General features: G+C 70.7%; 17 protein-coding genes. 11 read left to right on the top strand and 6 right to left on the bottom strand.

The window, feature by feature from the left end:
* Positions 1–149: 149 nt before the first annotated feature.
* Positions 150–1,439: a citrate synthase gene (locus ACIRP7_RS01655; protein ID WP_031037819.1), complete on the top strand. Its 1,290-nt coding sequence runs from the start codon at positions 150–152 to the stop codon at positions 1,437–1,439.
* A gap of 776 nt (positions 1,440–2,215) precedes the next feature.
* Here the strand turns inward: ACIRP7_RS01655 and ACIRP7_RS01650 are convergent.
* Both ACIRP7_RS01650 and ACIRP7_RS01645 read right to left on the bottom strand, forming a co-directional pair.
* Positions 2,216–4,429: a heavy metal translocating P-type ATPase gene (locus ACIRP7_RS01650; protein WP_403652437.1), complete on the bottom strand. Its 2,214-nt coding sequence runs from the start codon at positions 4,427–4,429 to the stop codon at positions 2,216–2,218.
* Positions 4,430–4,449: 20 nt separating this feature from the next.
* On the bottom strand, positions 4,450–4,689 hold the full coding sequence (locus ACIRP7_RS01645; RefSeq protein WP_393600041.1) for a heavy-metal-associated domain-containing protein: 240 nt from the start codon (positions 4,687–4,689) through the stop codon (positions 4,450–4,452).
* 90 nt (positions 4,690–4,779) lie between these two features.
* On the opposite strand from ACIRP7_RS01645, the gene ACIRP7_RS01640 reads away from it, so the two are divergent.
* A complete protein-coding gene (locus tag ACIRP7_RS01640; protein WP_403652434.1) occupies positions 4,780–5,823 on the top strand; it encodes a zinc-dependent alcohol dehydrogenase family protein in 1,044 nt (347 codons plus the stop codon).
* On the opposite strand, the gene ACIRP7_RS01635 is transcribed toward ACIRP7_RS01640, so the two are convergent.
* From ACIRP7_RS01635 to ACIRP7_RS01625, 3 genes are all read right to left on the bottom strand, one after another.
* Complete coding sequence (locus tag ACIRP7_RS01635) at positions 5,804–6,370, bottom strand: GNAT family N-acetyltransferase (protein ID WP_403652431.1); 567 nt, start codon at positions 6,368–6,370, stop codon at positions 5,804–5,806. The genes ACIRP7_RS01640 and ACIRP7_RS01635 overlap by 20 nt on opposite strands.
* 62 nt (positions 6,371–6,432) lie before the next feature.
* Entirely contained in the window at positions 6,433–6,633 is a 201-nt protein-coding gene (locus ACIRP7_RS01630) for a MerR family transcriptional regulator (protein ID WP_330457942.1), read from the bottom strand.
* A 312-nt stretch (positions 6,634–6,945) separates the two neighbouring features.
* Positions 6,946–7,863 carry a sugar phosphate isomerase/epimerase family protein gene (locus ACIRP7_RS01625; RefSeq protein ID WP_403652427.1) on the bottom strand — a complete coding sequence of 306 codons (918 nt, stop codon included), beginning with the start codon at positions 7,861–7,863 and terminating at the stop codon, positions 6,946–6,948.
* Positions 7,864–7,994: 131 nt separating this feature from the next.
* Here ACIRP7_RS01625 and iolC point away from each other — a divergent pair, with 131 nt between their 5' ends.
* From iolC to mmsA, 5 genes are read left to right on the top strand one after another with little or no spacing between them, the layout of a single operon-like run.
* Positions 7,995–8,945 carry a 5-dehydro-2-deoxygluconokinase gene (gene iolC / locus ACIRP7_RS01620; RefSeq protein ID WP_403652424.1) on the top strand — a complete coding sequence of 317 codons (951 nt, stop codon included), beginning with the start codon at positions 7,995–7,997 and terminating at the stop codon, positions 8,943–8,945.
* A complete protein-coding gene (locus tag ACIRP7_RS01615; protein WP_403652421.1) occupies positions 8,942–9,823 on the top strand; it encodes a deoxyribose-phosphate aldolase in 882 nt (293 codons plus the stop codon). Before iolC ends, ACIRP7_RS01615 begins: the two co-directional genes overlap by 4 nt.
* A gap of 10 nt (positions 9,824–9,833) precedes the next feature.
* A complete protein-coding gene (gene iolB, locus ACIRP7_RS01610; RefSeq protein WP_403652419.1) occupies positions 9,834–10,649 on the top strand; it encodes a 5-deoxy-glucuronate isomerase in 816 nt (271 codons plus the stop codon).
* On the top strand, positions 10,646–12,523 hold the full coding sequence (iolD, locus tag ACIRP7_RS01605) for a 3D-(3,5/4)-trihydroxycyclohexane-1,2-dione acylhydrolase (decyclizing) (protein ID WP_403652416.1): 1,878 nt from the start codon (positions 10,646–10,648) through the stop codon (positions 12,521–12,523). The genes iolB and iolD overlap by 4 nt, the downstream gene beginning before the upstream one ends.
* A 16-nt stretch (positions 12,524–12,539) precedes the next feature.
* On the top strand, positions 12,540–14,042 hold the full coding sequence (mmsA, locus tag ACIRP7_RS01600; RefSeq protein ID WP_403652413.1) for a CoA-acylating methylmalonate-semialdehyde dehydrogenase: 1,503 nt from the start codon (positions 12,540–12,542) through the stop codon (positions 14,040–14,042).
* Between the two features lie 68 nt (positions 14,043–14,110).
* On the opposite strand, the gene ACIRP7_RS01595 is transcribed toward mmsA, so the two are convergent.
* Positions 14,111–14,719: a hypothetical protein gene (locus ACIRP7_RS01595; RefSeq protein ID WP_403652410.1), complete on the bottom strand. Its 609-nt coding sequence runs from the start codon at positions 14,717–14,719 to the stop codon at positions 14,111–14,113.
* A gap of 158 nt (positions 14,720–14,877) precedes the next feature.
* Between ACIRP7_RS01595 and ACIRP7_RS01590 the strand changes: the two genes are divergently transcribed.
* The 4 genes from ACIRP7_RS01590 (at position 14,878) to ACIRP7_RS01575 (ending at position 21,565) form a co-directional block, all read left to right on the top strand.
* Positions 14,878–16,269 (top strand): APC family permease, encoded by a 1,392-nt coding sequence (locus tag ACIRP7_RS01590; protein ID WP_403652407.1) that lies wholly within the window; start codon positions 14,878–14,880, stop codon positions 16,267–16,269.
* A gap of 141 nt (positions 16,270–16,410) precedes the next feature.
* Positions 16,411–19,035: a CocE/NonD family hydrolase gene (locus ACIRP7_RS01585; RefSeq protein ID WP_403652404.1), complete on the top strand. Its 2,625-nt coding sequence runs from the start codon at positions 16,411–16,413 to the stop codon at positions 19,033–19,035.
* Positions 19,032–19,898: an ABC transporter permease gene (locus tag ACIRP7_RS01580; RefSeq protein ID WP_403652401.1), complete on the top strand. Its 867-nt coding sequence runs from the start codon at positions 19,032–19,034 to the stop codon at positions 19,896–19,898. Before ACIRP7_RS01585 ends, ACIRP7_RS01580 begins: the two co-directional genes overlap by 4 nt.
* A 146-nt stretch (positions 19,899–20,044) precedes the next feature.
* Positions 20,045–21,565 carry a von Willebrand factor type A domain-containing protein gene (locus ACIRP7_RS01575; protein WP_403652398.1) on the top strand — a complete coding sequence of 507 codons (1,521 nt, stop codon included), beginning with the start codon at positions 20,045–20,047 and terminating at the stop codon, positions 21,563–21,565.
* The last annotated feature ends 20 nt before the right edge of the window (positions 21,566–21,585 follow it).

The raw sequence follows: 21,585 nt of genomic DNA, 5'->3' as shown, positions 1-21,585 counted from the left end.
GGAGGGGCAGGATGAGCAAGTTGGCGGCACTCAGTGCCGCTGATACGCCCAACGGCCGACCCCGAGTGCACTCTCCTGCGCCAAATGGGGGATGGTAGAGACAGTCAGGGCAACCTCGAAGAAGAGGCACAACGTCGGTGAGGGATGACGTGAGCGACAACTCTGTAGTAGTGCGGTACGGCGATGGCGAGTACACCTACCCGGTGATCGACAGCACCGTCGGCGACAAGGGCTTCGACATCGGGAAGCTCCGCGCCCAGACCGGTCTGGTCACCCTGGACAGCGGCTACGGCAACACCGCCGCCTATAAATCCGCCATCACCTACCTCGACGGCGAGGCCGGCATCCTCCGGTACCGCGGCTACCCGATCGAGCAGCTGGCCGAGCGCTCCACGTTCCTGGAGGTCGCTTACCTCCTGATCAACGGTGAGCTTCCGACCGTCGACGAGCTCTCGGTGTTCAAGAACGACATCACGCAGCACACCCTGTTGCACGAGGACGTCAAGAACTTCTACCGGGGCTTCCCGCGCGACGCCCACCCGATGGCCATGCTGTCCTCGGTCGTCTCCGCGCTGTCCACGTTCTACCAGGACAGCCACAACCCCTTCGACGAGAAGCAGCGCAACCTCTCGACGATCCGGCTGCTCGCCAAGCTTCCGACGATCGCGGCGTACGCGTACAAGAAGTCGATCGGTCACCCGTTCGTCTACCCGCGCAACGACCTCGGGTACGTCGAGAACTTCCTGCGCATGACCTTCTCGGTGCCGGCGCAGGAGTACGAGCCCGACCCGGTCGTGGTCTCCGCCCTCGACAAGCTGCTCATCCTGCACGCGGACCACGAGCAGAACTGTTCGACCTCCACGGTCCGCCTCGTCGGCTCGTCCCAGGCGAACATGTTCGCGTCGATCTCGGCCGGCATCAACGCCCTGTGGGGCCCGCTGCACGGCGGTGCCAACCAGTCCGTCCTGGAGATGCTGGAGGGTATCCAGACCTCCGGCGGCGACGTCGACTCTTTCATCCGCAAGGTGAAGAACAAGGAGGACGGCGTCCGGCTGATGGGCTTCGGCCACCGGGTCTACAAGAACTTCGACCCGCGCGCGAAGATCATCAAGGCCGCCGCGCACGACGTCCTCTCGGCCCTCGGCAAGTCCGACGAGCTGCTGGACATCGCGCTGAAGCTGGAGGAGCACGCGCTCTCCGACGACTACTTCGTCTCGCGCAGCCTCTACCCGAACGTCGACTTCTACACGGGCCTGATCTACCGCGCCATGGGCTTCCCGACCGAGATGTTCACGGTCCTGTTCGCCCTCGGCCGCCTGCCGGGCTGGATCGCCCAGTGGCACGAGATGATCAAGGAGCCGGGTTCCCGTATCGGCCGCCCGCGTCAGATCTACACGGGCGTGGTCGAGCGCGACTTCGTGCCGGTCGAGCAGCGCTGACGTCTGCCGGTCTGTTGAGGGGCGTCGCTTCGGTGGCGCCCCTTCGGCGTTCCCCGCGGGTGGCACGAGATGATCAAGCAGCCGGGTTCCCGTATCGGCCGCCCGCGCCAGATCTGCGCGGGTGTCGGTGCGCCTAGGAGCTCGCCGCTGAAGGAGCGGGGGCGACTGCGGGCCGGCCGTGGCTGGTGGCGCGGTTCTGCGCGCCCCTGAGGTCGGCGCAGTACACGCTCGTAGAAACGCACAGCGGAAGAAGCGCAAAGCGGAAGGCGCCCTGGCGACGGTCCCCCCACGGGCCGGCGTCCAGGGCGCCTTCCCATGTCCCGGTGCGGATTCCCCCCACGGGATCCGGCCGGGCGTCTGAGAGACCAGCGCCTGAATCGCTGTCTTTCCGGTAGTGCTGTTGAGCAGAACGAGCAAAACTCCTCGTACTACTCCTTGTGTGCGGTCTGCCGGGACAGCGCACGGTCGGGAGGGCCGCTCAAAGCTTCCCTAAGTGCGTGCCCCGGCAACGCAGCTCCGAGGAAGTCCCCCAAGACATCCTCAGATGTCAGTCAACGCCCCCCAAGACGCTGCCTGACATCGCCAACTTAGACCTTCGAACCCCTTCGATGGTTACGTTCGCATCACTGTGATCTGCGTCTCTTGCAAATGTCCGTTAGATACGCAAGAGCCCGGATACGGTGAACGAGACCCCAGCGTAAGGACGATGCGCGAGTCTTGTGAAGAGCTTATGTGAGTGGGGCTCCGGACTCCAGAGGGGGTCCGTCAAAGGATCCTCAACGGAAGGCCCGCAGTCGCAGGCTGTTGGTCACCACGAACACCGAGGAGAACGCCATCGCCGCCCCGGCGATCATCGGGTTCAGCAACCCGGCCGCCGCCAGCGGCAGCGCGGCCACGTTGTAACCGAAGGCCCACACGAGATTGCCCTTGATCGTGGACAGGGTGCGCCGCGAGAGCCGGATCGCGTCCGCGGCCACCCGCAGATCCCCGCGCACCAGCGTCAGGTCCCCGGCCTCGATCGCCGCGTCGGTCCCGGTCCCCATGGCGAGGCCCAGGTCGGCGACGGCGAGCGCGGCCGCGTCGTTGACCCCGTCGCCCACCATCGCGACGACCCGTCCCTCGCCCTGCAGTCGCCGTACGGCATCGACCTTGTCCTCGGGCAGCACCTCGGCGATCACCTCGTCGATCCCGACCGCCTGCGCCACCGCCTCGGCCACCGTCCGGTTGTCCCCGGTCAGCAGCACCGGCCTGAGCCCCAGCGCCTGCAGTGACCGCACCGCCTCCGCACTGGTCTCCTTGACCGCGTCGGCGACCGCCAGAACGCCGCGCGCCTGACCGTCCCACCCGACGACGACAGCCGTACGACCGTCCCGCTCGGCCTCTTCCTTCGCCCGGGCCAGCTCGGCGGGCAGCACGTCGAACAGTCGCCCGACGGCCACCTCGCGGCCCTCCACGCGCCCGCGTACGCCCCTGCCGGGGACGTTCTCGAACCGCTCGGCCGCCGGCAGCGGGCCGACCCGCTCCTCCGCGCCCGCGGCGACGGCCCGGGCGACGGGGTGCTCGGAGGCGTGCTCCAGGGCGCCCGCGAGCCGCAGCACCTGCTTCTCGTCGGTGTCCTGGACGACGTGGACCGCCTGGAGGGTCATCCGGCCGGTGGTCACCGTGCCGGTCTTGTCCAGGACGACGGTGTCGACGCGCCGCGTGGACTCCAGGACCTCGGGCCCCTTGATGAGGATGCCGAGCTGGGCGCCGCGTCCGGTGCCGACCATGAGCGCGGTCGGCGTGGCCAGGCCCAGCGCGCACGGACAGGCGATGATCAGTACGGCGACGGCCGCGGTGAACGCGGCGGCGGTGTCCCCGGTGACGCCGAGCCAGCCGGCGAAGGTGGCCAGCGCGATGAGGATGACGACCGGCACGAAGACCGCGGAGACCCGGTCGGCCAGCCGCTGCACCTCCGCCTTGCCGTTCTGCGCGTCCTCCACCAGCTTCGCCATCCGCGCGAGCCGCGTGTCGGCCCCGACCCGGGTCGCCGCCACGACGATCCGTCCGCCGGCGTTGACGGTCGCGCCGGTGACGGTGTCCCCGACGCCGACGTCCACCGGTACCGACTCGCCGGTCAGCATGGAGGCGTCCACGGCCGAGGCGCCCTCGACGACGGTGCCGTCGGTCGCGATCTTCTCGCCGGGCCGTACGACGAACCGGTCCCCGACGGCCAGCCGGTCCGCCGGAATGCGTATCTCCCGCCCGTCCCGCAGCACGCCGACGTCCTTGGCCCCGAGCTCCATCAGCGCTCTGAGAGCGGCCCCCGCGTGACGCTTGGCACGGGCCTCCAGATACCGCCCGAGCAGGATGAAGGCGGTGACTCCCGCGGCCACTTCGAGATAGATCGTCGAGGCGCCGTCCATGGCGCCGACGGTGAGCTCGAACCGCTCCTGCATGCCCGGCATCCCCGCGTCACCGAAGAACAGGGCCCACAGCGACCAGCCGAACGCGGCGAGGGTCCCGACCGAGACGAGGGTGTCCATGGTGGCCGCGCGGTGCCTGGCGTTCGTCCAGGCGGCCCGGTGGAAGGGCCACGCACCCCAGACGACGACGGGCGAGGCGAGGGTCAGCGCGAGCCACTGCCAGTTGTCGAACTGGAGGGCGGGGACCATGGAGAGCGCGACAACGGGGACGGCGAGCGCGACGGAGACGAGGAGCCGCTGCCGCAGGGCGGTGAGCTCCGGGTCGTCCCGAGACGGCTCTTCCGCGGGTGGCCCGGGCTGCTCGGCCGTGTACCCGGTCTTCACCACGGTCGCGATGAGATCGGCGACCTCGACCCCCGCGGGGTAGCTGACGCGGGCCTTCTCGGTCGCGTAGTTGACCGTGGCGGTGACGCCGTCCATCCGGTTGAGCTTCTTCTCGACACGGGCGGCACAGGAGGCACAGGTCATCCCGCCGATGGCCAGCTCGACCTCGGACACGGGCGCTGTCGTAGTCGTCATGGGCATGCTCGCTGCTCCCCGGTCGGTCAGGCCTTGCCGACGAGCTCGAAACCGGCCTCGTCCACAGCGGCCCGTACGGCCTCCTCGTCCAGCGGCTCCGTCGAAACGACCGTCACCTCGCCGGTGGACGCGACCGCCTTCACGGAGCTGACCCCCGCGATCTCGGAGATCTCGCCGGAAACGGAACCCTCGCAGTGCCCGCAGCTCATCCCGCTCACCTTGTAGACGGCGGTGACGGTACCCGGGGTATCGGTCTGGGCGGTCATGTCGTTCTCCTCGTCGAGGCGTGTGGGGTTTCTGAGTCACATCCTATACCCCTAGGGGGTATTTCTCCAAGAGAGGTCCGGGAGACGCGGATGCGAGCGGTTGTCTTCGAACGGTACGGCGAACCCCCGCGGATACGGGACGTGCCGGACCCCCGTCCGCCGGGCCACGGAGTGGTCGTCCGGGTGGCGGCCACGGGCCTGTGCAGAAGCGACTGGCACGGCTGGCAGGGCCACGACCCGGACATCACCCTCCCGCACGTGCCGGGCCATGAACTGGCGGGCACGGTCGAGGCGGTCGGTCCCCGCGTGAGCAACTGGAAGCCCGGCGACCGGGTGACCGTCCCCTTCGTCTGCGCCTGCGGCACCTGCGCGTCCTGCGCGCGGGGCGACCACCAGGTCTGCGAGCGCCAGACACAGCCCGGCTTCACCCACTGGGGCTCCTTCGCCCAGTACGTGGCGCTGGACCACGCCGACGTGAACCTCGTGGCCGTACCGCCGGACATGTCCTTCGCCACGGCCGCCTCCCTGGGCTGCCGTTTCGCCACGGCGTTCAGGGCGGTCGCGCAGCAGGGGCGGGCCACCGCGGGGGAGTGGGTCGCGGTGCACGGCTGCGGCGGTGTGGGCCTGTCCGCGGTGATGATCGCGGCGGCCTCAGGGGCCCGTGTGGTGGCCGTGGACGTGTCGGCACGGGCCCTGGCCCTGGCGAGGAGGTTCGGCGCGGCCGAGTGCGTGGACGCGACCGGTACGCCGGACACCGCGGCGGCGATCCGCGAGCTGACCGGCGGCGGGGCGCACGTGTCCCTGGACGCCCTCGGCTCCCCGGCCACCTGCGCCGCCTCCGTCAACTCCCTGCGCCGACGCGGCCGGCACGTCCAGGTCGGCCTGCTGCCCTCGCCGGACGGGACGACCCCGGTTCCCATGGCCCGCGTGATCGCCCTGGAGCTCGAACTCCTCGGCAGTCACGGCATGGCCGCCCACACCTACCCGCCGATGCTGGAGCTGGTCGGGGCGGGCGTACTGCGGCCTGACCTCCTGGTCACGTCCACGATCACCCTGGACGCCGTCCCGGACGCCCTGGCGGCGATGGGTGCGGCCCCCGCGGCGGGGGTGACGGTCATCGAGCCGTGGGGGTGAGGGCGGCCCACTCGCGGTCGAGGAGGCCCATGACCACCCAGTCCACCCACTTGCCGTCCCGCAGATCGGCTTCCCGCCGCACGCCCTCGACCGTGAACCCGGCCTTCTCGTACACCCGCAGGGCGCGGGAGTTGTGGCGGTAGACCTCCAACTCGACGCGGTGCAGGCCGAGCCGCTCGAAGCCGTACCCGACGATCAGGCGGGTGGCCTCGGTGCCGAGCCCGCGGCCGCGTCCCCGCGGGCCGATGAGCGTGCGGAAGATGCAGCTGCGGGCGGCCGGATCCCACTCGTACAGGACGACCTCGCCGACCAGTTCCCCGGTGGCGCGGTCGGTGACGGCGAGGTCGAGACGGTCGGGCTGCTCCGACCGGGAGCCGTACCAGGACCGCAGCCGCTCCAGGGTGAGGTCGGCGGCGGGTGCCCCGGTGCAGCGGACGACCTCGGGGTCCTCGATGATCTCCGCCATGACCTCGGCGTCCGCCTCCGTGAAGGGCCGCAGCACGGTCTTGTCGCCGGTCAGCACGGGTTCGACGGAGAAGTCGGTCATGGGCCGACTGTGTCAGACGCCGGCACCTCCCGGCCCGGCGATCTTCGCCGGGCCGGTCGGCCTCAGTCGTCTCTGCGCCCCCGGTTGCCCGGCCGGGACGCGACCCACGCGCGCACGGTGTCCGCGTACCAGTAGGGCTTGCCGCCCTCGACATGGTCGGGCGGCGGCAGCAGCCCGTGTTTGCGGTACGACCGCACGGTGTCCGGCTGCACACGGATGTGCGCCGCGATCTCCTTGTACGACCAGAGCCTTCGGTCGGTCATGTTGTGGTGCACCTCCTCGCGCGCACCGCGGCGGCGGCCGGGAACGGCCGTCGGGGGTACCGGGCGCTGCGCTGGCGATCACAAGTTGCGCCTCGTGAACGACGCCCGGTGACCTTCGGTCAGGGCCTGTGCGCCAGGTGTGACGGAGGGCCCGCATACCTGCGACATGTGTGACACGGAGGAGGCGTTTGTGACAGAGGTGACGCAATGGCGTACGCGGGCGCGAGGGCGCGGCACGTTGACAAGCGGGCAGTAAAAGGGGGCGGTATGGGGCCGTCCCGGGCCCCTGCGGACCTGCTCGCCGGGCCCGGACTAGGCCCCGCACGACCTGAGGAACGCCCGGGTCCGCTGCGCGATGGGCAGCGGCTTGTCCGGCTCGCACGGGTACATGTCCTGCTCGACGATCGCGAACAGGTCCACATCGAGCTTCTGCGCCGCCTCCAGTACGGGACCGAGTTCCGGCACCCCCGAAGGCGGCTCGCACATCACGCCCTGCGCCACCGCAGGCCCGAACGGCGTCCCCTTGGCCCGTACGTCCGCCAGGATCTCCGGGTCCACCTGCTTGAGGTGCAGATACCCGATCCGCGACCCGTACGTCTCGATCAGCTTGACGCTGTCCCCGCCGCAGTACGCGTAGTGCCCGGTGTCCAGGCACAGCGACACCAGGCCGGAGTCGGTGGCGTCCAGGAAGCGGACCACGTTCTCCTCGCTGTCGATGTGGGTGTCGGCATGCGGGTGGACGACGATCTGGAGGCCGTACTCCTCGCGCACCCGCTGTCCGAGCCGCTCGGTCAGCGTGCTGAGGTTGCGCCACTGCTCCGGCGTGAGTGTGTCCGGCTCCAGCACCTCACCCGTCTTGTCGTCCCGCCAGAACGACGGGATCACGACAAGATGCCGGGCGCCCATCGCCTGCGCGAGCACCGCGTTGTCCGCGACATGCGCCCAGGTCTTCTCCCACACGGCCTCGCCGTGGTGCAGGCCGGTGAAGACGGTGCCCGCGGACACCTTCAGGCCGCGCCGGGAGACCTCCTCGGTGAGGACTGCGGGGTCGGTCGGGAGGTACCCGTACGGTCCCAGCTCGATCCATTCGTAACCGGAGTCCGCGACCTCGTCGAGGAAGCGTTGCCAGGGGACCTGCTGGGGGTCGTCGGGGAACCACACGCCCCAGGAGTCCGGAGCCGAGCCGATCCGGATGCGGGACAGTGAGGGCTGAGGTGCGGGCGCTGTCATGCCGGTCAGCTTCGGTTCGGAAAGCAAGCGCTGTCAAGGTCTCGTCCGAATGTCTGGACAAAACATTGACAGGGCTCGCTGTGCGGGGCTACAAACGCCGGGAGAGCCGACGCAGGTACGAAGGGAAGCCGATGGCGTACGACCTGATCACCATGGGGCGGATCGGTGTGGACCTGTATCCACTCCAGACCGGTGTCCCGCTGCCGCAGGTGACGTCCTTCGGCAAGTTCCTCGGGGGCTCGGCGACGAATGTCGCGGTCGCCGCGTCGCGCCTGGGACGGCGGACCGCGGTGATCACCCGCACCGGTGACGACCCCTTCGGCACCTATCTGCACGAGGCCCTCCAGGGCTTCGGCGTGGACGACCGCTGGGTCACCCCGGTCCCGGGACTGCCGACTCCCGTCACCTTCTGCGAGGTCTTCCCGCCGGACGACTTCCCGCTGTACTTCTACCGGCAGCCCAAGGCCCCGGACCTGGAGATCGACGCCCACGAGCTGGACCTCGACGCGATCCACGAGGCGAGCGTCTTCTGGGTCACCGGCACCGGCCTGAGCGAGGAGCCCAGCCGTACGGCGACGCTGGCGGCCCTCGCCCACCGCGCCAAGGCCGGCACCACGGTCTTCGACCTGGACTGGCGCCCGATGTTCTGGAACGACCCGGCCACGGCCCGCCCCTTCTACGAAGAGGCCCTGCGCCACACCACCGTCGCCGTCGGCAACCTCGACGAGGTCGAGGTCGCGACCGGGGTGCGCGAGCCGCACGCCGCCGCCCGCGCCCTCCTGGACGCCGGTGTGGAACTGGCGGTCGTCAAGCAGGGCCCCAAGGGTGTCCTCGCCGTCAACAGCAAGGGCGAGTCCGCCGAGGTCCCGCCCCTGCCCGTGAACGTCCTGAACGGTCTCGGCGCCGGTGACGCCTTCGGCGGCGCCCTGTGCCACGGCCTGCTGAGCGGCTGGGACCTGGAGAAGATCATGCGGTACGCCAACGCGGCCGGCGCCATCGTCGCCTCCCGCCTCGAGTGCAGCTCGGCGATGCCGACGGTCACCGAGATCGAGGACGCGGTCGCGGCGGGAGCGGTCAAGTGAACGTCGACCTCGCGGAACTCGTCCGCCTGCGTGCCGAACGCCCCGAGGCGATCGCCGAAGCCGCCGCCCGGCGCACCCGCAGGCCGCTGCTCAACGGCAGCGGCCGTCTGATGATCGTCGCCGCCGACCACCCCGCCCGGGGTGCGCTCGGGGTGGGTGGCAACCGGTTGGCCATGGCCAACCGCGCCGATCTGCTGGAGCGCCTGTGCCTGGCGCTGTCCCGCCCCGGCGTCGACGGCGTCCTCGCCACCGCCGACATCCTGGACGACCTGCTGCTGCTCGGCGCCCTCGACGGCAAGGTCGTCATGGGCTCCATGAACCGCGGCGGCCTCCAGGGCGCGAGCTTCGAGCTCGACGACCGCTTCACCGGCCACCGCCCCGAGGACATCGAGCGGTTCGGCTTCGACGCCGGCAAGCTCCTCCTGCGCATCGACTACGACGACCCGGGCTCCCTGACCACCCTGGAGTCCACGGCCCGTGCCATCGACGACATGGCGGCACGCAGGCTCCCCGTCTTCGTCGAGCCGTTCATCAGCGGCCGCACCACCGAGGGCAAGGTCAGGAACGACCTGTCCGCCGAGGCCGTCACCAAGTCGATAGCCATCGCCTCGGGTCTGGGCGGCAGTTCGGCCTACACCTGGCTCAAGGTCCCTGTCTGCGACAACCCCGACGACATGGGCGAGGTCATGGCCGCCTCCACCCTGCCCGCCGTGCTGCTCGGCGGCGAGGTCGGGGACGACCAGGACGGCGCGTACGAGAAGTGGCGCGGCGCCCTCCAACTGCCCACCGTGCGCGGTCTGGTGGTCGGCCGTTCGCTGCTGTACCCGGCGGACGGCGACGTGGCCGCCGCCGTGGACACCGCCGTCGGACTGCTGTGAGGGCCGCCGCATGACACAGAACGAGCTGTACGTCCCCAAGGGTGCCTCGACCAACGCCCAGTACGCGGTGGACATCGACCCCAAGCGGGCCGGCTGGACCCACAGCAGTCTGCGCGTCGTCGAGCTGGCACCCGGCGGCACCCACACCTTCACCTCTGGTGACAGCGAGTGGATCGTGCTCCCGCTGGAAGGCGGCTGTACCGTCCACGTAGGTACCGAAGAGTTCCAACTCCTGGGCCGGGAAAGCGTGTTCGCCGGAGTCTCGGACTTCGCGTACGTGCCCCGGGACGCCCAGGCATCGATCGCCTCCGGCGCGGGAGGCCGCTTCGCCCTGGCAGGAGCGAAGTGCGAGCGACGACTCCCCGCCCGCTACGGCCCCGCGCCGGAGGTCCCCGTCGAAGAACGCGGCAGCGGCACGCAGTTGCGGCACGTGCGCAACTTCGCCTCCGCCGACGCCTTCGACTGCGACAAGCTCATCGCCGTCGAGGTCGTCACCCCCGGCGGCAACTGGTCCTCGTACCCCCCGCACAAGCACGACGAGCACCGGCCCGGCGTGGAAGCCGAGTTGGAGGAGATCTACTACTTCGAGATCGACGGCCCGAACGGTTTCGGCTATCAGCGCGTATCTCCCTCCCGTGAGGGCGGATCCGACGTCCTCGCCGAGGTCTGCTCCGGCGACGCCGTCCTCGTTCCCGACGGATGGCACGGCCCGTCCATCGCCCAGCCCGGCCACGACATGTACTACCTCAACGTCATGGCGGGACCGGGTGAGACGCGGGAGTGGCGGATCTGCTTCCACCCGGACCACACGGAGGGTTACCGATGAGCACCCGCCTGACCGTCGCGCAAGCGCTGGTCCGCTTCCTGGCCGCCCAGTACACCGAACGCGACGGCGTACGGCAGCGGTTGATCTCCGCGACCTGGGGCATCTTCGGCCACGGCAATGTCGCGGGCCTCGGCCAGGCGCTCGTCGAGTACGCCGACGACATGCCCTACCACCAGGGCCGCAACGAGCAGTCCATGGTGCACGCGGCCGTGGGCTACGCGCGTCAGTCGAACCGCCTCTCCACCCACGCGGTGACGACCTCCATCGGCCCGGGCGCCACCAACCTGGTGACGGGCGCCGCCCTCGCGACCATCAACCACCTGCCGGTCCTCCTCCTGCCCGGCGACACCTTCGCCACCCGCGTCGCCGACCCGGTCCTCCAGCAGCTCGAAGTCCCGTACGCGGGCGACATCAGCGTCAACGACTGTCTGCGGCCCGTGTCGAAGTACTTCGACCGCGTCACGCGTCCCGAAGCCCTGATCCCGGCCGCCCTCCAGGCCATGCGCGTCCTCACCGACCCCGTCGAGACCGGCGCCGTGACCCTCGCGCTGCCGCAGGACGTCCAGGCCGAGGCCCACGACTGGCCCGACGAGTTCTTCGCCGAGCGCACCTGGACCGTACGGCGTCCGGGCGCCGACCCGGCCGAGCTTGCCGAGGCGGTACGGACGATCCGCACCGCCCGGCGCCCGCTCGTCATCGCCGGCGGCGGAGTCCACCACAGCCGCGCCGAGGAGGCCCTCGCCGAGTTCGCGAGCGCCACCGGCATCCCGGTCGCCTCCACCCAGGCCGGCAAGGGTTCCCTGCGCCACGACCACCCCCAGGACGTCGGCGGCGTCGGCCACACCGGCACCGCCACCGCCAACGAACTGGCCCGCCAGGCCGACCTGGTGATAGGCGTCGGCACCCGATACACCGACTTCACCACGGCCTCCGGCACCTTGTTCGCCGCCGACGGGGTCCGCTTCCTCAATCTCAACATCGCGCCCTACGACGGCCACAAGCTCGCCGGTGCGCCCCTGGTCGCGGACGCCCGCAGCGCCCTCCAGGAACTCGCCGGGGCACTCCAGCTGCACGCCCACCGGGTCACGGGCGCGTACGTCGAGGAGTACACCCTCGACAAGGAGCGCTGGGAGCAGCGCGTCGACGCCTGCTACGAGGCCGACGAGCCCGACATCAGGCCGACCCAGCCGCAGGTCCTCGGTGCTCTGGACACCCTGGTGGACGAGTCCGACGTGATCATCAACGCGGCCGGCTCCCTCCCCGGCGACCTGCACAAGCTGTGGCGCGCCCGGTCGAGGGACCAGTACCACCTGGAGTACGGGTACTCCTGCATGGGGTACGAGATCCCGGCCGCGATCGGTGTGAAGATGGCCGCTCCCGACCGCAACGTCTGGGCGCTGGTCGGCGACGGCACGTACCTGATGATGCCGACGGAGATCGTCACGGCCGTACAGGAGGGCATCGCGATCAAGCTGCTCCTGATCCAGAACCACGGCTACGCCTCCATCGGCGGCCTGTCCGAGGCGGTCGGCGGCGAGCGGTTCGGCACGGCCTACCGCTACCAGTCCGACGACGGCAGCTACACGGGCGCCCCGCTGCCCGTGGACCTGGCGGCCAACGCGGCCAGCCTCGGTATGCGCGTGCTGCGCGCGAAGACCGTACGAGACCTGCGCGCCGCCCTCGAAGAGGCGCGGGCCGCCGACACTCCCACATGTGTCTACGTCGAGACCGAAACGGCCGACACAGTGTCGGGCCCGCCTCCGGCGCAGGCCTGGTGGGATGTACCTGTGGCCGAGACCGCGACCCGACCGTCCGCGGTGAAGGCCCGAGAGCTGTACGAACGGCACGTCTCAACCCGACGCCGCCATCTGTGAAAAGGAGTACTCGGTCATGACGAAGATCGTCAACCACTGGATCGGCGGCAAGACCGTCGAAGGCGCGTCGGGCAACTACGGGCCGGTCACCGACCCGGCGACCGGCGCGGTCACCACCAAGGTCGCGTTCGCCTCGGTCGACGAGGTCGACGCCGCCGTGGCCGCCGCGAAGGACGCGTTCCAGACCTGGGGCACCTCCTCGCTCGCCAAGCGCACCACGATCCTGTTCCGCTTCCGGGCGCTGCTCGAGGCGAACCGCGACGCGATCGCCGAGCTGATCACCGCCGAGCACGGCAAGGTGCACTCCGACGCGCTCGGCGAGGTCGCGCGCGGCCTGGAGATCGTGGACCTGGCGTGCGGGATCACCGTGCAGCTGAAGGGCGAGCTGTCCACTGAGGTCGCCAGCCGCGTGGACGTCGCCTCCATCCGCCAGCCGCTCGGCGTGGTCGCGGGCATCACGCCGTTCAACTTCCCGGCGATGGTCCCGATGTGGATGTTCCCGATCGCCGTCGCGACCGGCAACACCTTCGTCCTCAAGCCCTCCGAGAAGGACCCCTCGGCCTCCCTCAAGATCGCCGAACTGCTCGCCGAGGCCGGTCTGCCCGACGGCGTCTTCAACGTCGTACAGGGCGACAAGGTGGCCGTCGACCGCCTCCTGGAGCACCCGGACGTCAAGGCCGTCTCCTTCGTCGGCTCGACCCCGATCGCCCGCTACATCCACACCACCGCCTCCGCCAACGGCAAGCGCGTCCAGGCGCTGGGCGGCGCCAAGAACCACATGCTGGTCCTGCCGGACGCCGACCTGGACGCGGCCGCCGACGCCGCCGTCTCCGCCGCCTACGGCTCCGCGGGCGAGCGCTGCATGGCCATCTCCGCGGTCGTCGCGGTCGGCGCCATCGGCGACCAGCTGGTGGACAAGATCCGCGAGCGCGCCGAGAAGATCAAGATTGGCCCCGGCAACGACCCGGCCTCCGAGATGGGTCCGCTCATCACGAAGGTGCACCGCGACAAGGTGGCCTCCTACGTCGAGGGTGCGGCCGCCGAGGGCTGCGAGGTCGTCCTGGACGGCACCGGCCACACCGTCGAGGGCTTCGAGGACGGTCACTGGATCGGCATCTCGCTCCTCGACAAGGTCCCCACCACCGCCAAGGCCTACCAGGACGAGATCTTCGGCCCGGTCCTGACCGTGCTGCGCGTCGACACCTACGAGGAGGGCATCGCCCTCATCAACGCCTCGCCCTTCGGCAACGGCACCGCGATCTTCACCCGGGACGGCGGCGCCGCCCGCCGCTTCCAGCTGGAGGTCGAGGCCGGCATGGTCGGCGTGAACGTCCCGATCCCGGTCCCCGTCGGCTACCACAGCTTCGGCGGCTGGAAGGACTCCCTCTTCGGCGACCACCACATCTACGGCAACGACGGCACGCACTTCTACACCCGCGGCAAGGTCGTCACCACCCGCTGGCCCGACCCGGCCGACGCCCCCGCGGGCGTGGACCTGGGCTTCCCGCGCAACCACTGAGCACGCTCCGCCGGTGACAGCGACGGGTCCCCGGGTACGCGCGCGTACCCGGGGACCCGTCGCTGTGCTCACTGCTTTCCGGCGGCGCCCTTGACGGCCTCGGTCAGATCCCCGGTCTCGGCGGCCGGCGGCGCCTTGACCACGGCCGTCTTCCCGAACTTCTCGAAGTCCATGGTCATCGAGGTGGCTCCGCCGGTGATCGAAGCGGCGTAATGGGTCGTGCTCTGCCCGTCGACGGTCTCCTTGCCGAGATCCTCGACGTCATCGGCGTACTTGAGGCTCCTCATGGAGGCCGCCGGGCTCCCGCCGCCGCCCCCGTTGAAGGCCTGCGCGCCCTTCTCTCCGAACACGGCCGACGCGTCGACCCGCATCCACTCCTTGCCCTTGAGCGGGCCCAGGGGCTGCGGGTCGATGTCGTAGTAGTAGGCGCCGTCCACGAAGAGCATGCGCATGGTCGGGGCGTCCTGGAGCGGCTGCATCCGGGCGGCCTTCGTGTCCATCTCGACGTCGAAGGCGTAGCCGCCGCCCCAGGAGTACGTGCCCGCCGTGCCGACCGGGGCCGTGCCCGTGGTCACCGTGGAGATTTTGACCCCGGCCGAGCCCAGGTCCTGCGTCCGGTCGGTCGCCCGGGCGAGCGCCGCCATGATCGCGTCCGACTTGTCGACGACGTCCGGCACGTTTTTTCACGCCGACGCTGCGGTTCCCGTACAGCCGGAAAGGGAGAAACGGCCCCGAGAAACTGCCGTATTCGCCATTCATACCCCTTCTGATCTACGGATTTCGCAGCTCTCCACCTATTGACGCACTGGTTTTCGTCGGGGTTCCATGCAGCACCATGACCGAGACCCTCCGCCCTGCCGACACCGCCGTCCCAGAGGCGCTGGAGCACGGCCACGCCAAGCTCAACCGCTCCATCGGCGTGGTCGGCGGCACCCTGCTGACCCTGTCCTGCGTGACCCCGGCCTCCACGCTCTTCGTGGTCGTCCCCGACCTCTTCGGCTCGCTCGGCACCGCCACCGCCCTGACGATCGCCATCGGTTCCCTCCTCTGTGTCGCCGTGGCGTTCTGCTACGCGGAGCTGGGCACCCTCATCCCCAGCGCGGGCGGCGAGTACGCGATGGTCTCGACGCTGGCGGGACGACTCGCCGGCTGGCTCGTCTTCGTGCTCTCCCTCCTGGTCGTCATGATCGTCCCGCCGGTGATCGCCATGGGCACGGCGGACTACCTGGCCCCGGTGATCCACCTGGACCCCTCCCTGGCGGGCGCCGGAGTCATGCTCCTGGCCACCCTCGCGGGCCTCCTCGACCTGCGCGCCAACGCGTGGATCACGGGCGTCTTCCTGGTCCTGGAGGTGATCGCGGCGGCGGTGGTGGCGCTCCTGGGCTTCACCCACGCGGAGCGCGGCCCGAGCAGCCTGCTGACCATGCAGGTGGCGGACGCCCACGGCGGCACGGACCCGGTCACCGCCATGCTGGTGGTCTCCGGCCTGGCGATCGCCCTCTTCGTCACCCAGGGCTTCTCGACCGCCGTCTACCTCTCCGAGGAACTGGAGAACCCCCGCCGCAACGTGGCCCGCACGGTCCTGGCCACCCTCGCCATCTCCACCGTGATCATCCTGGTCCCGGTGGCCGCGATCACCCTGGGCGCCTCCGACCTGACCGAACTGACCGGAGGTGACATCGGCGCCATGGTCACGGCCTGGTCCGACTCCGCGGTGGGCACCTTCGTCAGCCTGTGCGTCGCCCTGGCGATCATCAACGCCGGCATCGTCATGGTCATCCAGAACTCCCGCGTCCTGTTCGCCTCGGCACGGGACAAGGCCTGGCCGGCCCCGGTCAACCAGGTCTTCGCCAAGCTCGGCCGCTTCGGCTCCCCCTGGGTCGCCACCCTCGCGGTGGGCATCCCGGGAGCGGCCCTGTGCTTCGTCAACCTGGACACGCTGTACGGCGTCACGGGCGTCTCGGTGACGGGCATGTACCTGCTCGTCGCGATCGCCGCGCTGCTGTCCCGCCGGGGCGGCCACCGGCACACCCCGGCCTGGCGCATGCCGTTGTGGCCCGCGATGCCGGTCCTCCTGATAGCGGTCCTGGCCTACATCCTGACCCAGCAGGAGACGGAGTACCTGCTGTGGACGGGCGGCATCACGGCGGCGGCGACGCTGTACTGGGCGTTGTACCTCCGCCCGCGCAAGGACACGAGGTGGCTCGTCTCGATTCCGAGCGAGTAGACCTGCTCAGGGGCGCGACCAGCCACGACGGCGTGTACCGCGTCTGCTGTACGGAACGACACCCCCTCCACCCCCAGGATGGCCCGGAGTTCAGCCCCCAGTAGCCAAGTCCCGGACAGTTTCACCCCGTACCGTTGACACATGGATCTTCGACGCCTCCGGAGGCCGCGGTGGATCGCCGCCGCGGCCTCCGTCGTCGTGCTCGCCGCAGCCGGGACATGGACGGCCGCCGCCTCTGACGACCCACCCCCCGTGCACCGCACCGATCGCATCATGGCGCTCGACGGCGTCCGCATAGACACCTCGTACTTCACGGCGAACGGCACCGGGAGGCGCCCCGCGGTCCTCCTGGGCCACGGCTTCGGCGGCAGCAAGAACGACGTGCGCCAACAGGCGCAGGACCTCGCGAGAGACGGCTACGCGGTCCTCACCTGGTCCGCCCGGGGCTTCGGCAGGTCCACCGGCACAGTGGGCCTCAACGACCCCGACGCCGAGGTCAAGGACGTCAGCAGGCTGATCGACTGGCTGGCGAAGCAGCCCCAGGTCCAGCTCGACAAGCCCGGTGACCCCAGGGTCGGCGTGGCGGGCGCGAGCTACGGCGGCGCGATCTCCCTCCTCGCCGCCGGCCACGACCACCGCGTGGACGCGATCGCCCCGTTGATCACGTACTGGAACCTCTCGGACGCCCTGTTCCCGAACGGCGTCTTCAAGAAGCTGTGGGCCGGCATCTTCGTCAACTCCGCGGGCGGCTGTGCCAAGTTCGAGCCGCAGATCTGCGCGATGTACCAGCGGGTGGCCCAGTCCGGCGTCCCGGACGCCCCGGCCGAGAAGATGCTGGAGGAGCGCTCCCCGTCGGCCGTCGCCAAGGACATCAAGGTGCCCACCCTGCTCGTCCAGGGCCAGACGGACTCCCTCTTCCCCCTGAACCAGGCCGACGCCGCGGCGAAGGCGATCCGCGCCAACGGCGCCCCCGTGGACGTCGACTGGATCGCGGGCGGCCATGACGGCGGCGACCTGGAGACGAGCCGGGTCCAGTCCCGCGTGGCCCACTGGTTCGACCGGTACCTCAAGGGCGACGAGTCCGCCGACACCGGCCCCGCCTTCCGCGTCACCCGCACCCTCGGCACCGACACCGGCGACGGCGAGAGCCGCCTCACCGGCGTCACCGCCGACACCTACCCGGGCCTGCAGAGCGACGAGCACGGGATCACCCTCACCGGCCGGGAACAGGACGTCAGCAACCCGGCCGGCGCCAGCCCGCCCGCCGTCTCGGCCCTCCCCGGCCTCGGCGGCGGCGGCCTCTCCCAGCTCTCCGCCCTCGGCCTCGGCGTCTCCCTCGACTTCCCGGGCCAGTACGCCGCCTTCGAGTCGGCCCCGGTCAGGGACGGCCTGCAGATCACCGGTTCGCCCACGGTCACCGTCCACGTGAAGTCGACGACCGACGACGCCGTCCTCTTCGCCAAGCTGTACGACGTCGGCCCGAACGGGCAGCAGACCCTGCCGTCCCAACTCGTCGAGCCCCTCAGGGTCGAGGGTGCGAAGGCCGGCAAGGACGTCACGATCACCCTCCCGGCGATCGACCACGACATCGACGACGGCCACCGCCTGCGCCTGGTCCTCGCCTCCACGGACCTCGGCTACGCCTCCCCGACGGCCCCGGCGACGTACACCGTCTCCCTCAAGAGCCACCTGAACGTCCCCGCGGCCCTCAGCGCGAAGAACACCCAGGCCCCCCTGCCCGCCTGGGTGTGGTGGCTGCCGCTGGCCGGCGCGGTGCTCGCCCTGATCCTGGTGGTGACGGGCCGCCGCCGTACGACGGCCCCCGCGGCCCCCGAGCCGGAGCTGACCGAAGTCCCCCTGCAGATAACCGATCTGAGCAAGCGGTACGCCAGGTCCGCCGACCGGTACGCGGTCCGCGACCTCTCCTTCCGCGTGGAGAAGGGCCAGGTCCTCGGCCTGCTCGGCCCGAACGGCGCGGGCAAGACGACCACCCTGCGCATGCTGATGGGCCTGATCAGGCCGGACGGCGGCGAGGTCCGCGTCTTCGGCCACGCGATCGCGCCCGGTGCCCCCGTGCTCTCCCGTGTCGGCGCGTTCGTCGAGGGCGCGGGCTTCCTCCCGCACCTGTCGGGCCGGGAGAACCTGGAGCTGTACTGGCGGGCCACCGGCCGCCCGCCCGAGGACGCCCACATGGACGAGGCACTGGAGATCGCCGGTCTCGGCGACGCGCTGTCCCGCGCGGTGCGCACCTACTCCCAGGGCATGCGCCAGCGCCTGGCCATCGCCCAGGCCATGCTCGGCATGCCGGACCTGCTCATCCTCGACGAACCGACCAACGGTCTCGACCCGCCGCAGATCCGCGAGATGCGCGAGGTGATGATCCGCTACGCGGCGGCGGGCCGCACGGTCATCGTCTCCAGCCACCTCCTCTCGGAGGTCGAGCAGTCCTGCACCCACCTCGTGGTCATGGACCACGGCAAGCTGGTGCAGGCGGGCCCGGTCGGCGAGATCGTCGGCTCCGGCGACACCCTCCTGGTCGGCACGGCCGTACCGGTCGAGGAACCGGTGGCCGAGAAGGTGGCGGCCCTGCCGGGCGTCGCGTCGGCGGTCACCACCGACGACGGCCTGCTCGTACGGCTCGACGCGGACGGCAGCGCGGCACGCCTGGTCGCCGAACTCGTCCGGCTGGAGGTCCCGGTGGAGTCGGTGGGCCCCCACCGCCGCCTCGAAGACGCCTTCCTCACCCTGATCGGAGACTCCGCATGAGCAGCACGCTGACCGAGCGCGCGGAAGTCGCCGACGGTTACCGCGCGGGCCGTACGCTGCCGGTCCGGGTCGAGCTGGTACGGCAGTTGAAGCGCCGCCGCACCCTCGTCATGTTCGGCATCCTCATCGCCCTGCCCTTCGTCCTGCTGATCGCCTTCCAGCTGGGCGGCGGCCCGGGCTCGGGCAACAACCGGGTCAACCTGATGGACACGGCGACGGTGTCCGGGGCGAACTTCGCCGCGGTGAACCTCTTCGCCTCCGCGGGCTTCCTCCTGGTCGTCCCGGTCGCGCTGTTCTGCGGGGACACGGTCGCCTCCGAGGCCGGCTGGTCCTCCCTGCGCTATCTGCTCGCGGCGCCCGTACCGAGGGCCCGCCTCCTGTGGTCCAAGCTCGTCGTCGGCCTCGGTCTCAGCCTGGCCGCGATGGTCCTGCTCCCGCTGGTCGCCCTCGCGGTCGGCACGGCCGCCTACGGCTGGGGCCCGCTCCAGCTCCCCACCGGCGGCTCACTGGAACCGGGCGCGGCGGCCCAGCGCCTGCTGGTGACGGTGGTGTACATCTTCGTCTCCCAACTGGTCACCGCCGCCCTGGCGTTCTGGCTCTCCACCCGCACCGACGCCCCCCTCGGCGCGGTCGGCGGCGCGGTCGGCCTGACCATCGTCGGCAATGTGCTGGACCAGGTGACGGCCCTCGGCGACTGGCGCGACTTCCTCCCTTCGCACTGGCAGTACGCCTGGCTGGACGCCGTACAGCCGAAGGTGCAGTGGTCCGACATGATCCAGGGCACCTCCCTTTCGATAACGCTCGCCCTGGTGCTGTTCGCCCTGGCCTTCAGGGGTTTTGCCCGCAAGGACGTGGTCTCCTAGGTCAACGGAAGATCTCCCGCCGGTCTCGAAGGCCCTGCACCGTGCCCCCTTTGAGACCCATCCGCAACGCTCCGTAGCGCACGTTCCGGCCCCCCGGCCCGTCACAGTCGCAGAAGCCGACGTCAACAGGCCCAGGGGGTACGGCGATGGAGCGACAGCGGACACGAGAGGTGATGCTCGCCCTCACACTGGCGGGCGGACTCCTGCTCACCGGTTGCGGTGACGGCGACAGCGGAGGCGGGAACAGCGCCGACGGAGCGAGGGGCGACTCGAACGCCCCGGCCTTCCCGGCCCCGAACCAGCCACAGGGCGAACAGGATTCGCAGGAGTCCCGGGGTGACCAGGTCACCCCGTCCCCCGACTACCTCTCCACCTTCGCCCTCGACGTGGACACCGCCTCCTACGGCTACGCCCGCCGCACCCTCGCCGAGGGCCGCCGCCCCGCCCCCTCGACGATCCGCCCCGAGGAGTTCGTCAACAGCTTCCGCCAGGACTACAAGCGCCCCGACGGCAACGGCTTCACGGTCACCGTCGACGGCGCCCGCACCGACCGCGACGACTGGTCCCTGGTCCGCGTGGGCCTGGCCACGAGGAGCGCACCGGACAACGCGGACGACCGCGCGCCCGCCGCCCTCACCTTCGTCATCGACATCTCCGGCTCCATGTCCGAGCCCGGCCGCCTCGACCTCGCCCAGCGGTCCCTCGACACCATGACGAAACGGCTGCGCGACGACGACTCGGTCGCCCTCGTCACCTTCAGCGACCGGGCCAGGAAGGTCCTGCCGATGACCCGCCTCGGCGGCCACCGCGACCGGATCCGCGAGGCCGTCGACAGCCTGGAGCCGACGTTCTCCACCAACCTCGGCGCGGGCGTCGAGACCGGCTACAAGACGGCCGTCGAGGGCCTGCGCAAGGGCGCCACCAACCGGGTCGTCCTCATCTCCGACGCCCTCGCCAACGACGGCGAGACCGACGCCGACGCCATCCTCGACCGCATCGACACCGCCCGCCGCGAGCACGGCATCACCCTCTTCGGCGTCGGCGTCGGCAGCAACTACGGCGACGCCCTCATGGAACGCCTCGCCGACAAGGGTGACGGCCACACCGTCTACGTCTCCGGCGACGACGCCGAGAAGGTCTTCTGCGAGCAGCTCCCGCAGAACATCGACCTGACCGCCCGTGACGCCAAGGCCCAGGTCGCCTTCGACCCCGAGACCGTGGCCTCCTTCCGCCTCATCGGCTACGACGACCGCCGTGTCGCCGACGACGACTTCCGCGACGACCGCGTGGACGGCGGCGAGGTCGGCCCCGGCCACACGGTCACCGCGCTCTACGCCGTCCACACCCGCCCCGGCGCCGACGGCCACCTCGCCACGGCCACCGTCCGCTGGCAGGACCCCAAGTCCCGCGCCCCGCACGAGAAGTCGGCCGCACTGGAGACCTTCGACGGTTCGCTGCGGGACGCCGACCCCCGCTTCCAGGTCGACGCGGTGGCCGCCTACTTCGCCGACGCCCTGCGGGACGACTACGCCGACAACCACCTGCCGGGCAGGCCCTCCCTGGGTGAACTCGCCGACTGGGCAGAGGAGTTGGCGGACCGGACCGAGGACAGCGCGGTGCGCCAACTCGCGGACACCATCCGTCAGGCACGGCACCTCACGGACTGACGCCGGACCCATTGACCTTT

The sequence above is a fragment of the Streptomyces sp. NPDC102270 genome, assembly GCF_044766405.1.
Lineage (GTDB): Bacteria > Actinomycetota > Actinomycetes > Streptomycetales > Streptomycetaceae > Streptomyces.
The sequence above is the reverse complement of the archived record's forward strand: the minus strand, read 5'-3'. Positions and strand labels throughout refer to the sequence as shown.

Bases quoted from the DNA above. Each gene is read 5' to 3' on its own strand.
- ACIRP7_RS01650 (WP_403652437.1), bottom strand. From the start codon at position 4,429: ATGCCCATGACGACTACGACAGCGCCCGTGTCCGAGGTCGAGCTGGCC.
- ACIRP7_RS01645 (WP_393600041.1), bottom strand. From the start codon at position 4,689: ATGACCGCCCAGACCGATACCCCGGGTACCGTCACCGCCGTCTACAAG.
- ACIRP7_RS01640 (WP_403652434.1), top strand. From the start codon at position 4,780: ATGCGAGCGGTTGTCTTCGAACGGTACGGCGAACCCCCGCGGATACGG.
- ACIRP7_RS01635 (WP_403652431.1), bottom strand. From the start codon at position 6,370: ATGACCGACTTCTCCGTCGAACCCGTGCTGACCGGCGACAAGACCGTG.
- ACIRP7_RS01630 (WP_330457942.1), bottom strand. From the start codon at position 6,633: ATGACCGACCGAAGGCTCTGGTCGTACAAGGAGATCGCGGCGCACATC.
- ACIRP7_RS01625 (WP_403652427.1), bottom strand. From the start codon at position 7,863: ATGACAGCGCCCGCACCTCAGCCCTCACTGTCCCGCATCCGGATCGGC.
- iolC (WP_403652424.1), top strand. From the start codon at position 7,995: ATGGCGTACGACCTGATCACCATGGGGCGGATCGGTGTGGACCTGTAT.
- iolB (WP_403652419.1), top strand. From the start codon at position 9,834: ATGACACAGAACGAGCTGTACGTCCCCAAGGGTGCCTCGACCAACGCC.
- iolD (WP_403652416.1), top strand. From the start codon at position 10,646: ATGAGCACCCGCCTGACCGTCGCGCAAGCGCTGGTCCGCTTCCTGGCC.
- mmsA (WP_403652413.1), top strand. From the start codon at position 12,540: ATGACGAAGATCGTCAACCACTGGATCGGCGGCAAGACCGTCGAAGGC.
- ACIRP7_RS01590 (WP_403652407.1), top strand. From the start codon at position 14,878: ATGACCGAGACCCTCCGCCCTGCCGACACCGCCGTCCCAGAGGCGCTG.
- ACIRP7_RS01585 (WP_403652404.1), top strand. From the start codon at position 16,411: ATGGATCTTCGACGCCTCCGGAGGCCGCGGTGGATCGCCGCCGCGGCC.
- ACIRP7_RS01580 (WP_403652401.1), top strand. From the start codon at position 19,032: ATGAGCAGCACGCTGACCGAGCGCGCGGAAGTCGCCGACGGTTACCGC.
- ACIRP7_RS01575 (WP_403652398.1), top strand. From the start codon at position 20,045: ATGGAGCGACAGCGGACACGAGAGGTGATGCTCGCCCTCACACTGGCG.